This is a genomic window from Nonomuraea sp. NPDC049421 (genome assembly GCF_040677005.1).
GTDB classification, from domain to species: domain Bacteria; phylum Actinomycetota; class Actinomycetes; order Streptosporangiales; family Streptosporangiaceae; genus Nonomuraea; species Nonomuraea salmonea.
Genome location: NZ_JBFAQA010000032.1, coordinates 15,586 through 28,528, shown reverse-complemented (window position 1 = coordinate 28,528; position 12,943 = coordinate 15,586). Strand labels below are relative to the sequence as shown.

The following is a 12,943-nucleotide window of genomic DNA, read 5'->3' as shown; positions in this document are numbered from 1 at the left end:
TCCCGGGCTCGATTTGCAGTTGACGTTGACGTCAGGTTTTAGCGTAAGGCGGACATCGACCCACTGATCACAGTGAAAGGCGGTACGTCATGCGCGCAGTTCGTTATCACCAGTACGGCGGTGTGGAGACCCTGGTGGTCGAGCAGGCGCCGGACCCGCATCCCGGGCCTGGCGAGGTCAGGATCCGGGTCGCGGCGGCCGGCGTCAACCCCGTGGACTGGAAGGTGCGTTCCGGGGCGGTGCGCGAGGTGCTCCCCGTGGACCTGCCCGCCGTTCCCGGACGTGACGCCGCCGGCGTCGTGGACGAGATCGGCGAGGGCGTGGAGGGGGTGAGCATCGGCGACCGCGTCTTCGGGCTGGGCGGCGTGACCGGCGCGACAGCGGAGCTGGCCGTGCTGTCGGCCTGGGCCCACGCGCCCGAGACGTGGACCGACGAGCAGGCCGCCGGCGCCGCGCTGGCGGCCGTGACCGCGATGAACGGCCTGAACGCGCTCGGCCCCGTGAAGGGCCGCACCCTGCTCATCGAGGGCGCGGCAGGAGGCGTGGGCAGCGCGGCAGTCGAGATCGCCGTGGCGTGGGGCGCCACCGTCATCGGGACCGCCAGTGAGCGCAACCACACGTTCCTCACCTCGCTCGGAGCCGTCCCCACCACCTACGGCGCCGGCCTCGCGGACCGCCTCGCCACCCTGGCCCCGAACGGGGTGGACATCGTGCTTGACACCGCGGGCTCCGGCTCCCTGCCCGACCTCATCGCGATCGCGGGCGACCCCGAGCGCGTCTCGACGGTCGCCGACTACGCCAACGCCCAGCGCCTCGGCGTGCACCTGGCCAACGCGGCCAACGACCCCGCGCTCCTCGCCGAAGCGAGCGACCTCGGCCGGCAGGGCCGCTACACCCCGCGCATCGAGCGGGCGTACCCGATCGACGAGATCGCGCAGGCGCACACCTACGCCGAGCGCGGCCACGTGCGCGGCAAGATCGTGATCACCGTCTAAGCGCTCTCGAGGACGTCGCGGAGCTGGGAGCGGGCCGTGATGCCCAGCTTGGGGAACACGCGGTAAAGGTGGGAGCCGACCGTGCGCGGCGAGAGGTAGAGCTTGTCGCCGATCTCCCGGTTCGTCAGCCCGCGGGCGGCGAGCCGGACGATCTGCTGTTGCTGCGGGCTCAGCTCGGTGAGAACGCCGGGCGCGTTCAGGGTGGCTTCGACGCCGGCGGCGCGCAGCTCCGCCTCCGCCCGCTCGGCCCAGGGCCGCGCGCCGAGCCGCCGGAACGTCTCGAGCGCCGCGGTCAGCAGGGGGCGGGCCTCGGCGATGCGCCGCCGCCTCCTGAGCCACTCGCCGTAGTCGAGCCGGGTCTGCGCCCGCTCGAACGGCCACTGCTCGCCCGCGTCGTCCGCCAGCGCGGCCAGGAAGTACGGCTCCGCGTGGTCCGGCTCGGCGAGCAGGGCCCGGCCCCGGTTGAGCTGCGCGGTGATGCGTACCGACAGGTTCAGGCCGGCTGCGCGGTCCAGCAGGCCGGCGGCGTCCTCCCGGCGGCCGCGGCGGACGGCGGCGGCGGCGAGCTCGGCGAGGACCGTGGGGGAGACGTGGTAGTGAACGGGCTCGCCCTCGTCGGTGAAGGCGGCGCGGAACTGCGCGTACGCGGTCTCGTAGTCGCCCTCGGCCACCGCCGCGAACCCCAGGGCCCGGCGAGCGGCGACCGCGATGGACCGGCTCTCCAGCGGATCGACCAGGGCCAAAGCCCGCCCGGCGCCGCGCCGCGCGCCGTCCGCGTCGCCGCGCAGCGCGAGCACCGTCGCGTCGAGCGCGTGGACGCACGCCTCGGCGTGGTCGAGCCCGGCCGTCGTGGCCGTCGCCGCGATCTCGGCAGCCACCGTACGGGCCTCGGCCCACCGGCCCTGCTCCAGGTACGCCCACCCGACGGCACTGCCCAGCCCGGCCGGCAGCGCGCCACCGGCCTGCCACCGGTCGTACGCCTCGTCGAAGGTCCTGGCGGCCAGCGCGGTCTCGTCGAGGAGCCAGGCCACGATGGCGAGCGCGGTCAGCCGGCCGGCGTCGCCCGCGGCCTCGGCGATGAGCCCGGGCAGCGCAGGGACGAATCGGGCACCCGCACCATGGGGGTCGGAGACGGCCTCCACCCAGACACGCAGCCCGCTGTCGGGCAGGCCACTGTCGGGCAGGCCACTGTCGGGCAGGGCGTCATCGGGCAGGGCGTCATCGGGCGAGGCGCCGTCGGGCAGGGCGCCGTCGGGCAGGGCGCCGTCGGGCGGGGCGCCGTCGGGTGAGGCGGAGAGCAGGCGCTCGATCCGCTGCCGCTGCGACTCCTCGCCCGAGTAGTAGCGGACCACCGCCGCCGCGGCCAGCGCGTCCATGGCCCTGGACGGGTGCTCGTCCGCGACGCGGGTCAGCACCGCGAACGCGGCCGCGTGGTTGCTGCGCAGGGCCATGAGCCGCCCGGTGGCCAGCCAGGCGTCGCCGATCAGCGCGGGGTCGTCGCTGTGCTTGGCCACCTCGGCGGCCAGGCGTTCCACCCAGCCGAGCTGGCCGGTGAACACCGCCGTGGCGGCGGCCTCGGCCAGCAGCCCGGCCCGGTCCGCCGGGTGCGGGCTCAGCTCGGCGGCGCGTTCGAGGGCGGCGGCAGCGGCCGCGTAGCCGCCCCGCCGGCGAGCCCGGCCGGCCGTCTGCCGCAGGGCGTCCGACACCTCCGCGTCGGGACGGATCGTCGCGGCGGCGAGGTGCCAGGCCCGGCGGTCGGGCTCCTCGCTCAGCTCCGCCAGCGCGAGGTGCGCCTGCCTGCGTTCGTCGAAGGAGGCCGCGTGGTAGACGGCCGAGCGGACGAGCGGATGGCGGAAGGCGATGCGGGCGCCGTCCTGGCGGACGAGGCCGGCCTGCTCGGCGGGCGTCCACGCCTTGTCGTCGGCCTCGGGGAGCCCTTTCGAGGCCGTCCGTACGTCCGTCGCGTCGGCGGCGGCGAGCAGCAGCAGGGAGCGGCGGGTCGCCTCAGGGAGGAACTGGAGCTGGTCGGCGTAGATCCGCTCCAGCCGTTCGGTGACCGGCAGCGGGCCCTCGACACCTTCTTGCGGGGTCGCGCGGGCGAGCTCGATCAGGGCCAAGGGATTGCCGGCCGCCTCCTGGAGGATGCGCACCCGGCTCCGGCCGGTGGGCGGGGCCGGCTGGCGGTCGAGCAACCGGTTGGCCGCCTCGTCGCTCAGCGGGCCGAGCTCCAGGCGTTCGTCGCCGAAGCCGGGCAGCGGCGCTGCGGAGCGGACGCCCAGCAGCAGCGTGACGGGTTCGGCGTCCAGGCGGCGGGCCACGAAGGACAGCACGTCCAGCGATGCGCGGTCGATCCACTGGGCGTCGTCGACCACGATGAGCAGCGGCGCCAGATTCGAGACCAGGGTGAGGACGGCCGAGCCGACGAGCATGCCATCGGGGGCTCCATCGTCCAAGCCGAGGACGGCCCTGAGCGCGGAGCGCTGCCGTGGCGGCAGGCCGTCCAGCTCGCCCAGCACCGGGCGGAGCAGTTGATGAAGCCCCGCGAACCCCAGGCAGGCTTCGGACTCGCTGCCGGCCGCGCGCAGCACCCGGCCCGCGTGGCCGGCCGCGACGTCGAGCAGCGCGCTCTTCCCGGCGCCGGGATCGCCCGCGAGCACCAGCACCCGGCCGGACTCCAGGCGCCGCAGAACTTCCGCGATTTCGTTTTCCCGGCCCACTATCGAATGGTCTCCGCGGTGATGCACTGATGCTCCAGGAAATGGGGGCGCCGATCTCGAAAACTGTGCGCTACAACACAGGAGCTGCCGGGATTATTCCAATGTGCAGTCGGATGACGGATACCGGCCGGCGCTCGAAACAACCACGATGGTGAGCAGAAAAGCGACCATCGGAGCACCGGAATGGGCAGGACGAACAATTCACGAATTCGGCTGACCGCCGCGACGCGCGCCGTCCTCGGCACCGCCGCGACCCTGACCGTCCTGGCGGCCCTCGGGCAGCCCGACACGTCGCTGCTGGCCGGCGGCTTCACCGTGATGACGAGCGCGCTGGCCGTCGACCGGCTCGGCACCCTGGCGCTCGGGGCCCCGCTCTACCTCGCCGCCCTGGCGGCCGGGGCCGTGGCGGGGCCGTACCCGGTCGCTGCCGCGCTGGTGTTCCTGCCGCTGATCTACGCCGCCGTGCACGCCCGCCGTTACGGCCCCATCGGGCACGGTGCGGGCGTCTTCGCCTTCATGGGTTTCTTCCTCGCGCAGTTCACCGAGGCGCGAGCGGCCGACGTGCCGCAATTGAGCGTGGCGGTGGTGGTCGCCTTCTGCGCCGTCCTGTGCACGGGCGTCCGCGTCCCGAACCCGGCCGAGCCGCCCCGCGCCGTCACCCGGCAGGCCCTCCAGGTGACGGCCGCCTCCGCGCTGGCCATCGCCGGCGGTCACCTGGTGTCCCCTGACCACTGGTACTGGGCCGTCGTGACCACCTGGGTCGTGTTCATCAACACCGAGAGCACCGGCGAGGTCCTGCGGCAGAGCGTGCGCCGGCTGGTGGGCACCGTCCTCGGGGCGGGGGCCGGCTACGGCCTGGCCACGCTGGCTGCGCCCTACGGCCCGCTGCTCCTCGTCCTGCTGCTGGCCTGCATGTTCGGCATGTTCTTCACCTCGCCGGACGCCTACTGGGCGGTCACGTTCTTCATCACCGGCATGCTCTGCATGCTGCTCGCGCTGCTCGACACGTTCTCGGCGGACGTGCTCGTCCTGCGCGTGCACGAGACCGCGCTCGGCGCCTGCTGCGGCGTTCTCGCCGCGCGACTGCAGTCACGTGACGGATACCGCGACCATGACCGGCCGCCGCACGATGGCTGAGCCCCCCGACATTCACCGAACTGGAGACGCATCAATGGACACCATCACCCTGGGTGACGTCACTCTGACCCGCGTCCAGGAGTACTTCGGGCCCGTCGACATGACACCCGAGGTCTTCTTCCCGGAAAGCCCGGAGGAGGCGTGGCAGAGCCACAGCGACTGGCTGGTGCCGGACTTCCTCAACGCGCGGACCCGCATCGTCAACTCGGCCATCCAGACCTGGGTGCTGCGCAGCGAGGGCACGATCATCCTGGTCGACACCGGCGTCGGCAACCACAAGGACCGCCCGTACGCGCCCGTCTGGAACCGGCTCAACACGAGCTTCCTGGACAACCTCGCCCGCGCCGGAGTCCGCCCCGAGGACGTCGACATCGTCGTCAACACCCACCTGCACATCGACCACGTCGGCTGGAACACCTACCTCGACGGCCGCACCTGGGTGCCCACGTTCCCCAACGCCACCTACCTGATGCCCAAGGCGGACTTCGACTTCTGGAACCCGGCCAACGACCACAAGGCGCGGCTCGGCCGGGGCAACCAGAACGTGTTCGAGGACAGTGTCGCCCCCGTGCACGAGGCGGGCCAGGCCCGGCTGTGGGAGGACAGCCACCGCATCGACCGCAACCTGCGCCTCGACCTCGCCCCCGGCCACACGCCCGGTTCGTCGGTGCTGACGCTGGAGTCCGGCTCCGACCGGGCCCTGTTCGTCGGCGACCTGCTGCACAACCCGTTCCAGATCCACGAGCCCGACGTCAACAGCTGCTTCTGCGAGGATCCGGCGGCGGCCATCGCCACCCGCCGCGAGCTGCTGGGCCGGGCGGCCGACACCAACGCCCTGCTCATCCCGGCCCACCTGGGCGGCCATGGCGCCGCCGAGGTCGCCCGCGAGGGGGACAAGTTCGCCGTCAAGGGCTGGGCGCCCTTCGCCCCGTACACCGAGCAGGTCTGAAAGGCATCACCATGGGCAACCTCGTCGTCACCACCGCGCAGGGAGCCGTCCGCGGCCTGCTCCGGGGCGCCGTCCGCACGTTCATGAACATCCCGTACGCCGCCCCGCCCCGAGGCGCCGGCCGCTTCGCGCCGCCGCAGCCGCACGAGCCGTGGGACGGCGTACGCGACGCCACCACGCCGGGCCCCAACGCGCCGCAGTCGGAACGCCGACTCGGGAACGTGGACATGTCCCCTTATTTCGGCGCCGGTTGGAGCCGCGGGGACGACTACCTGACCGTGACCGTCAACACGCCCGCCGCAGGGGGTGACGCGCTGCCGGTCATGGTGTTCGTCCACGGCGGCGGCTTCGTCGCCGGGTCCACGCGCTCCCCGATGTACGACGGCTCCGCGTTCGCCCGCGACGGCGTCGTCCTCGTCACGCTCAACTACCGGCTCGGCATCGCCGGCTTCCTCGACCTGCCCGGCGCGCCCCCGAACCGCGGCCTGCTCGACGTGCTCGCCGCCCTGCGCTGGGTCCAGCGGAACATCGCCGCCTTCGGCGGTGACCCCGGCAACGTCACCCTCTTCGGCCAGTCGGCCGGCGCCACCATCGTCGGCGGCGTCCTCGCCACCCCTTCGGCCGCCGGGCTGTTCCGCCGGGCGATCGTGCAGAGCGGCAGCGGCCTGGGCGCGTTCAGCACCGAGCAGGCCGCCCGCGTCACCAAGGCCGCGGCCGACGTCCTCGGCGTCGAACCCCATGCGGACGCCTTCGCCGGCATCCCCGACGAACGCCTGGTCGAGGCCGCCTCCCAGCTCGCCGGCATCGATCTGCGCACCGAGACCCGCACCGACCCGCTCATCGGGCTCAGCCCGTTCAGCCTCGTCCTCGACACCCAGCCCGCCGAGGCCGTCACCGCCGGGCCGGGCGCCGGCGTCGATCTGCTCGTCGGCACCAACGCCGAGGAGGGCAACCTCTACCTGGTGCCGGTGGGCACGTACGCGACCTCGACCGCCGCCGACGTCCACGCGACGGCGGCGCGCTCGCACCCGTCGCCTGAGCGCCTCGTCGAGACCTACCGCAGATCCCGTCCAGGGGCGTCGTACGCCGAGCTGCGCTCCGCCATCATGGGCGACGCCCTGTTCGGGGCCGGCAGCCGCGCGCTGGCCGCCGCGCACGCCGCCCACCCAGGCTCCGGCACGTACGTCTACGAGTTCGCCTGGCGCTCCAAGGCGCTGGACGGAGAGCTCGGCGCCGCCCACGCGGTCGAGGTGCCCTTCGTCTTCGACCTCGCGCACCGGCCCGAGCTGAACGGCCCCAACGCCCTCCTCGGCCCCGGCCAGGCCCCCGCCGACCTCGCGACCCGCGTCCACGAGACCTGGATCCGCTTCGCCAGGACCGGCGACCCCGGCTGGACCCCGTACGACACCGGCCGCCGCGCCACCATGCGCATCGACACCGAGTGGACCCAGCACGACGACCCCCGCCCCGAAGAGCGCGAGATCTGGACATGATCATCACCACCGCGAACCCCCCGCCCACATGGGCGAGATGAACGAGGCGTACGAGCCGATCGTCGAAGCCCCGTTCCCCGCCCGCATCACCGTCAGCGTGCAACTCCCTCCCGGCCTGCTCGTCGAGATTGACGCCCTCGCCGTGCTGGACATTTCTCAATGAATGTCGCTACCGTCCCACAGGCCGATGAATGTCTGGGGGTTCGAATGTTGGCAAGAAAGGAGGCATGGCGAGAAATTTCCGGCCTCGCCATTCCGCTCTTCGTGGCCGGATCGCTCAATCTCGCGTCCCAGCTCGGCATCATCGCCATTCTCGGGCGAATGGGCGGCGAGGCCATTTATGTGCGTTCCCTGTACCAGCCCGTCAGCCTCATCATCCTCGCCCTGAGCGTGGGCTTCGCCGTCTGCAACCAGGTCGCCGCCGCGATCAGCAGGGGAGCCGGGCGTCCCCAGGACGTCATGGCGAACGCCGCCGGCCTGGCCCGGGTATGGCTCGGGCTCGGCGCGGCCCTCTACCTGGCCCTCACGATCGCGGCGCCCTACCTGCCCGGCCTCCTCCACGTGGACGCCGGGCTGCGGGACACGTTCACCTCGTTCCTCCGCTGGGCCGGCGCCGCCGGTCTGCTGATCCTCGGCGAGGAACTGTGCGCCTCCAGCCTGCGCGGCTACGGGTACGTACGCCGAGCCACCGCCCTGGTCGTCTGCACGGCGAGCGTGCGGGTGGCCCTGGTCGCCGCCCTCGGCCCCGGCCTCGGCGTCGCGGCGGTGCCCGTCGCAGAAGCCGCGGCAGCCGTGACCGGCCTGGCCATGGGGCTGGTCCTGCTGCGCCGCACCGAGCTGTGGCATCCGCGAGCCGTACGGATCTGGCGCGGCCAGGTGCTCACCGATCTGCGCCGCATCGGCGTGCCCATCGCCCTGTCCTTCCTCGTGATCTCCGCGTACAACCTCGCCGTCATCACCGTCCTGGGCGCCTACGGACAGAACGCCGTCGCCGCCTTCACCGTCGTCTCGGCCCTGCAGAACGTCGTGCTGCTGCCCGCCATGGCCCTGGGCACCGCCACGGCGATCATCATCAACCAGCGACGCGGCGCCGGGGAATGGCGGCGCATCCGTACGTCGATGCGCGGCGGCATCGAGGTCACCGTCATGGTCTACGTGGTGATCGCCGTGCTGGTGTCGTCGCTCCACGACGTCCTGGCCGACCTGCTGGGCGGCGACCCGGGGGTGGCCGCGGAGGCGAGCGCCTACCTGGGCGCCGTGGCCCTCACGTACGCCGTCCAGGGCCCCGTGCTCGCCTCGCTCACCGTCATGGAGGAGACCGGCGGCGGCTTCCGCGCGATCATCCTCAACGCCATCTACTTCGCCCTGATCGTCGCGGTGGGCGCGACGACCACGAGCACCGCGGACGGCTTCTACACCGCAGTGGCGTACTGCAACCTGATCGGCGTCTCGGTCCCCATCCTCGCCACCCGACATATCCGAAAAATAGCGACCAGGGAGGCAGCCGTCGCGCCCGTCCGACCTATCGCGCCCGGAGCCTCCAGCGAGGCTTGAACACCGACAGCGCCGTCGAGACCAGCAGCATGACGACCTGCGCCCCCAGCACCCAGACCTGGGCCCACTGACTCGACGTCACCGCCTGCCTGGCCCCCTCCGTGGCGGCCGCCATGCCCTCAGGGTCGAACAGGAACATCCCCACGCACACGACGGCCACGAGCAGGCCCAGCTTGATCGCCACCCAGTAGTACCGGATCAGCCCCCAATGGGTGCCGAGGCCGAGCACGATGCCGCTGGCCAACGCGATGAGGCTCAGCGGGATGCCGCCCGCGAACACCATGACCGGCATCAACCGGTACGCCATGTGCGCCAGCGCGAGGTCGTCGGCCAAGGTGGCGGCCGTGTTCAGCGCCACCAGCCCCCACACCTCACCGACCAGCGCCACGGACGCGACGATGTGAACGACCAACAGGGTCTTACGCATGCGGGGTGCCATGATCTCGCCTCACCTCGGGGTTCCAGCACTCACCGCCCATCGTCGCGACTTCGCCCCCGTACGACGTCCGCCCGTGGATGACGCTCCCGCTACACCGAACGACGTAGGCCCCGGACGGCAGACAACCTATTTCGGGCTGCTTACGGCTCCCGCCGCCCTCTCCGCACGGCCCGGTGCGGCGCGCATCATGACGAGCATCACAGCCATCGAGAGAAAGGCCGACGAAATGCGCGTCTACCGGGTCACCGCGGCGGCGGGGTTCCTCTGCGCCGTGTTGCTCGTGGTCAACTCCGCCCGGCGGGGCGGGATCGTGCCGGAGACGGCGTTCACGCACGCCATCGCACCGTTCGCGGCGCTGGCGGGGCTGCTCGCGATCACCGGCCTCTACCTGCTCATCCGTCCGGAGTCGGGCACGCTGGGCCTGATCGGGTACGTGCTCAACAGCGCCGGCCTGGCCGGAGCCTTCGCCATCGAGTACATCCTGCACTTCGTCTTCCCCTACCTCAGCGGCGGCGCGGTGACCGGCCTGCTGGCGGGAAGCACGGGACAAGCCTTCATGATCACGGCGATCGTGCTGCTCGCAGGCGTCCTGACCTTCAGCGTGGCCGCCCTGCGCTCGGGGATGCTGCCGGTGATCGGCGTCGTGCTGTACGCGGCGGGGATGATCCCCGGTTCGTTACGGAACGCGGTGCCGCTCCCGGTCTACCTGACCGGCCTGGTGGTGGCGGCGGTGGGGGTCGCGTGGATGGCGACCCGCCTGTGGCACGCCGCCGACGAGGAACCGGCCGCCGCCCCGGCGACCGCCTGAACGACCGTCCGCCCTCTCCCGCTCGAACCGGCGGGAGAGGGCGGACGAAGGGGGTTGCATCGGCTTGCCGACTTCGCTGATCCACCTGCCGTACAGGGTGCTGGTGACCCAGGTCAGGCGAACGTCAGGACGTAGCGGCCGCGGACGCCGGGCCGTTCGAGTGCGTGGTGGGCCTCGGCGGCCTCGGCGGCGGGCAACTGGGCGGCGACGCGGAGGGTGAGGCGTCCCTGACCGGCGAAGTCGGCGAGCCGGTCCAGCTTCTCCGCCTCCTCGGCGTAGTTGAGGACGAAGACGGGGGCGACGCGGACGCGGTCCGTCCCGTCGCCCTGCCAGCCGCGTACGGTGACCAGCGTGCCGCCGTCCTTGACGGCCGGGAGCACGGCGGCGTCCAGGACGGCCGTGTCGAGCAGCCCGTCCACGCCGTCGGGGTGGAGGCGGCGGACCTCCGTCACGAACGCGTCCCCGCGTGGCACCACCTCGTCGGCGCCGCACGAGCGGACGAAGTCCTCGTCCTGCGGAGCGGCGTCGGCCACGACGACCAGCCCGGCCTCCTTGGCGAGCTGGATGAAGTAGCCGCCGAGGATGCCGGCCGCGCCCGTGACGGCGACCGTCGCGCCGGAGGGGAGCGCCAGCGTGTCGAGTGCGTGCCGCGCGGTGAGGCCGTTCATGGGGAGGGTGGCGGCCTCGGCGTCCGAGAGCCCGGCCGGGATCTTCGTCACCGACCGTGCCGACAGGACCAGGTCCGCCCGGTAGCCGCCGTGCTCACCCGAGGGCACCACGATGCCCATGACCGCGTCCCCGGCCGTCAGCGGCCGGTCCACGTCAGGACCGACCTCGGTGATCGTGCCGGCGACGTCCATGCCCGGCACCCGTACCGTGTCGTCCCCGTTCTGCCGCGGAAGTGACCGGGCCATGATGTCGGCCGGGTTCACCGCCGCGCTGGTGACCTGGATCCTGACCTGACCGGGGCCGAGGGGCTGCGGCGGCAGGTCGAACTCGACGAGCGTGTCGGGTCCGCCCAGCTGGGTTGCTCCGATTGCGTACACCATGGTGATGCGTCACTCCTTACGGCTGGAGGCCTTCGAGCAGCAGGGTGCACACCTCGTCGAGCTCGGTGTCGATGCCGGGCTCCCGCCATTCGGCGGCATGGGCGAGGTGGTGGAACTTGGCGGTGGCGTGGAGGACCGCGCGGGCGGTGGCCTCCGCGTCGCTCGTGTGGAAGCCGCCGTCGCGGGCGCCGTCGGCGATGATGGCCGTCAGCTGGCCCAGGAGCTCGGCGACGTGGTCGGTGGCGACGGTGCTGTGGGCGGCGGCGAGGTGCCCGTACGCGGCGAACAGCTCGGGGTCCTCGCGGATCTTGGTCTGCTTCAGTGCCAGGACGGCGTGCAGCCACGTACGCAGCCGGCGCGCCGGCGGCATCCCCTGGTCGGCGGCGATGGCGGCGAGGGTGTCGCGGTTGTGGTCGAGCCAGCGCCGGGTCACGGCCTCGCGCAGCGCCTGCTTGGAGGCGAAGTGCTTGTAGACGGCGGCGTGGCTGACCCCGAGGGCCCTGGCGACGTCCACGACCGTCGCCTTGTCCGGTCCGTGGCGGCGCAGGATCTCCTCGGTGGCCGCCAGGATCGTGTCCGCGTCCAGCGGGGTGCGCTTCTGCTCCACGCGGCGAACCTACGCCCATCGGTGACAGATTTCAAATCTTGTAACCTGATACTCAGGGGTCCTCCCTCCTGAGTACGAGATCGCAACTCCGACCTGAGGCTCATGACGATCAGGAGGCACGCACCTAGATTCGAAGCATGCTTCCGCGCCCGCCCGAGGCTGACCGGCAGCCCCTTCCCGACCTCCTCCACCGAGCCCTCTTCAAGGCGGTGTCGCTGCTCCCGCCCCGATCACAGGCGGTGCTGCTGCGGCGCTACTTCAACTGGTGGCACCGCTCACCCGACCCCTGGCGGCTCCGTACCGACGACTACGAGCAGCACAAATACGCCACGACGTTACGTCTCCTGCCCGCCCGCCCCTATCACCGCATCCTCGACGTCGGCTGCAGCGAGGGCGTCTTCACGCACATGCTGGCCACGACATACCCCGACGCCGAGGTCACCGGCGTGGACGTCTCCGAGCGCGCACTCGGCCGGGCCCGCGCACGTCCCGCCCGCGAACGCCTGACGTTCACCTGCGCCGACCTGATCTCCTACACCCCGCCCGGCGCCTTCGACCTCGTCTTCTGCGCGGAGACCCTCTACTACCTGGGCCGCGGCGAACGCCTGCGCCTCGCCTCGGCCCGGCTGACCGAGCTCGTCGCCCCCGGTGGCCTGCTGGCCCTCGTCCACCCCTGGCCCGAGGCCGAACGCCTCTACACCTACATCAGCGGCATGACGCCGATCCTGCACCACGTCGAGATCGAGAGCCACCGGCCGTTCTCCGTCACCGTCCTCCAGGCCGCGCCCGCGGCGAGGTGACGATCGTCGGGCCAGGCCCTTGCCCTTGAGCCTGGCCCGGCTCCTCTTCTACGTGGTGCCGCGCTTGCCGTAGAGGGCGGCGGCGAGCGCCACGCCCGCCCCGGCCAGCACGCCCTGGATGATCAGCTCGATCCAGTCGATCCCCCGGGTGTCGGCGACGCCGACCGCGGCGGCGAGGGCCGTGCCGATGAGGGCGGCGACGATGCCGATCACGATGGTGAGCCAGATCGGGATGTTCTGCCGCCCGGGCACCACCAGGCGCCCGAGAACGCCGATGACCAGGCCGATGATGAGCGCCGAAATGATACCGGTGACTTCCATGCTGCGCCGCCCTTCTGGTGGTTGCTTGACATTGATGCGGCAGGTCGCAGAGACACGTCGGCATTGCGTTGCTT

Annotated in this window: 13 protein-coding genes; 8 read left to right on the top strand and 5 right to left on the bottom strand. The window is 72.2% G+C overall.

Annotation, left to right across the window (positions count from 1 at the left end; all coding sequences use genetic code 11):
* Positions 1-89 precede the first annotated feature (89 nt).
* A complete protein-coding gene (locus AB0K18_RS39980) occupies positions 90-995 on the top strand; it encodes an NADP-dependent oxidoreductase (protein WP_364925725.1) in 906 nt (301 codons plus the stop codon).
* Here AB0K18_RS39980 and AB0K18_RS39975 read toward each other — a convergent pair.
* The gene (locus AB0K18_RS39975) at positions 992-3,712 is read right to left on the bottom strand and encodes an AAA family ATPase (protein WP_364925723.1); all 2,721 of its coding nucleotides are present in this window, start codon (positions 3,710-3,712) and stop codon (positions 992-994) included. The two genes, AB0K18_RS39980 and AB0K18_RS39975, sit on opposite strands and share 4 nt — an antisense overlap.
* A gap of 183 nt (positions 3,713-3,895) precedes the next feature.
* Here AB0K18_RS39975 and AB0K18_RS39970 point away from each other — a divergent pair, with 183 nt between their 5' ends.
* From AB0K18_RS39970 to AB0K18_RS39950, 5 genes are all read left to right on the top strand, one after another.
* Complete coding sequence (locus AB0K18_RS39970) at positions 3,896-4,849, top strand: FUSC family protein (RefSeq protein WP_364925721.1); 954 nt, start codon at positions 3,896-3,898, stop codon at positions 4,847-4,849.
* A gap of 34 nt (positions 4,850-4,883) precedes the next feature.
* On the top strand, positions 4,884-5,798 hold the full coding sequence (locus AB0K18_RS39965; protein ID WP_364925719.1) for an MBL fold metallo-hydrolase: 915 nt from the start codon (positions 4,884-4,886) through the stop codon (positions 5,796-5,798).
* Between the two features lie 11 nt (positions 5,799-5,809).
* Complete coding sequence (locus tag AB0K18_RS39960; protein ID WP_364925717.1) at positions 5,810-7,291, top strand: carboxylesterase family protein; 1,482 nt, start codon at positions 5,810-5,812, stop codon at positions 7,289-7,291.
* 28 nt (positions 7,292-7,319) lie between these two features.
* Positions 7,320-7,454 (top strand): RidA family protein, encoded by a 135-nt coding sequence (locus tag AB0K18_RS39955; RefSeq protein ID WP_364925715.1) that lies wholly within the window; start codon positions 7,320-7,322, stop codon positions 7,452-7,454.
* Between the two features lie 101 nt (positions 7,455-7,555).
* Positions 7,556-8,845: an MATE family efflux transporter gene (locus AB0K18_RS39950; protein ID WP_364925714.1), complete on the top strand. Its 1,290-nt coding sequence runs from the start codon at positions 7,556-7,558 to the stop codon at positions 8,843-8,845.
* On the opposite strand, the gene AB0K18_RS39945 is transcribed toward AB0K18_RS39950, so the two are convergent.
* Positions 8,814-9,272, bottom strand: coding sequence for a hypothetical protein (locus AB0K18_RS39945; protein WP_364925711.1), 459 nt, complete (start codon positions 9,270-9,272; stop codon positions 8,814-8,816). The two genes, AB0K18_RS39950 and AB0K18_RS39945, sit on opposite strands and share 32 nt — an antisense overlap.
* Before the next feature lie 199 nt (positions 9,273-9,471).
* On the opposite strand from AB0K18_RS39945, the gene AB0K18_RS39940 reads away from it, so the two are divergent.
* Positions 9,472-10,092, top strand: coding sequence for a hypothetical protein (locus tag AB0K18_RS39940; protein ID WP_364925709.1), 621 nt, complete (start codon positions 9,472-9,474; stop codon positions 10,090-10,092).
* Between the two features lie 113 nt (positions 10,093-10,205).
* Here the strand turns inward: AB0K18_RS39940 and AB0K18_RS39935 are convergent, their stop codons facing one another.
* Both AB0K18_RS39935 and AB0K18_RS39930 read right to left on the bottom strand, forming a co-directional pair.
* Positions 10,206-11,141 (bottom strand): NADP-dependent oxidoreductase, encoded by a 936-nt coding sequence (locus tag AB0K18_RS39935; protein ID WP_364925707.1) that lies wholly within the window; start codon positions 11,139-11,141, stop codon positions 10,206-10,208.
* A gap of 16 nt (positions 11,142-11,157) precedes the next feature.
* Positions 11,158-11,748 (bottom strand): TetR family transcriptional regulator, encoded by a 591-nt coding sequence (locus AB0K18_RS39930; protein ID WP_364925705.1) that lies wholly within the window; start codon positions 11,746-11,748, stop codon positions 11,158-11,160.
* A gap of 137 nt (positions 11,749-11,885) precedes the next feature.
* Here AB0K18_RS39930 and AB0K18_RS39925 point away from each other — a divergent pair, with 137 nt between their 5' ends.
* Entirely contained in the window at positions 11,886-12,548 is a 663-nt protein-coding gene (locus AB0K18_RS39925) for an SAM-dependent methyltransferase (protein WP_364925704.1), read from the top strand.
* A 48-nt stretch (positions 12,549-12,596) separates the two neighbouring features.
* Here AB0K18_RS39925 and AB0K18_RS39920 read toward each other — a convergent pair whose 3' ends face one another.
* Positions 12,597-12,869, bottom strand: coding sequence for a GlsB/YeaQ/YmgE family stress response membrane protein (locus AB0K18_RS39920; RefSeq protein ID WP_364925702.1), 273 nt, complete (start codon positions 12,867-12,869; stop codon positions 12,597-12,599).
* Between the last annotated feature and the right edge of the window lie 74 nt (positions 12,870-12,943).

Coding starts and splice junctions, on each gene's coding strand:
- AB0K18_RS39980 (WP_364925725.1), top strand. CDS start 90: ATGCGCGCAGTTCGTTATCACCAGTACGGCGGTGTGGAGACCCTGGTG.
- AB0K18_RS39970 (WP_364925721.1), top strand. CDS start 3,896: ATGGGCAGGACGAACAATTCACGAATTCGGCTGACCGCCGCGACGCGC.
- AB0K18_RS39945 (WP_364925711.1), bottom strand. CDS start 9,272: ATGCGTAAGACCCTGTTGGTCGTTCACATCGTCGCGTCCGTGGCGCTG.
- AB0K18_RS39940 (WP_364925709.1), top strand. CDS start 9,472: ATGACGAGCATCACAGCCATCGAGAGAAAGGCCGACGAAATGCGCGTC.
- AB0K18_RS39955 (WP_364925715.1), top strand. CDS start 7,320: ATGGGCGAGATGAACGAGGCGTACGAGCCGATCGTCGAAGCCCCGTTC.
- AB0K18_RS39935 (WP_364925707.1), bottom strand. CDS start 11,141: ATGGTGTACGCAATCGGAGCAACCCAGCTGGGCGGACCCGACACGCTC.
- AB0K18_RS39920 (WP_364925702.1), bottom strand. CDS start 12,869: ATGGAAGTCACCGGTATCATTTCGGCGCTCATCATCGGCCTGGTCATC.
- AB0K18_RS39960 (WP_364925717.1), top strand. CDS start 5,810: ATGGGCAACCTCGTCGTCACCACCGCGCAGGGAGCCGTCCGCGGCCTG.
- AB0K18_RS39965 (WP_364925719.1), top strand. CDS start 4,884: ATGGACACCATCACCCTGGGTGACGTCACTCTGACCCGCGTCCAGGAG.
- AB0K18_RS39925 (WP_364925704.1), top strand. CDS start 11,886: ATGCTTCCGCGCCCGCCCGAGGCTGACCGGCAGCCCCTTCCCGACCTC.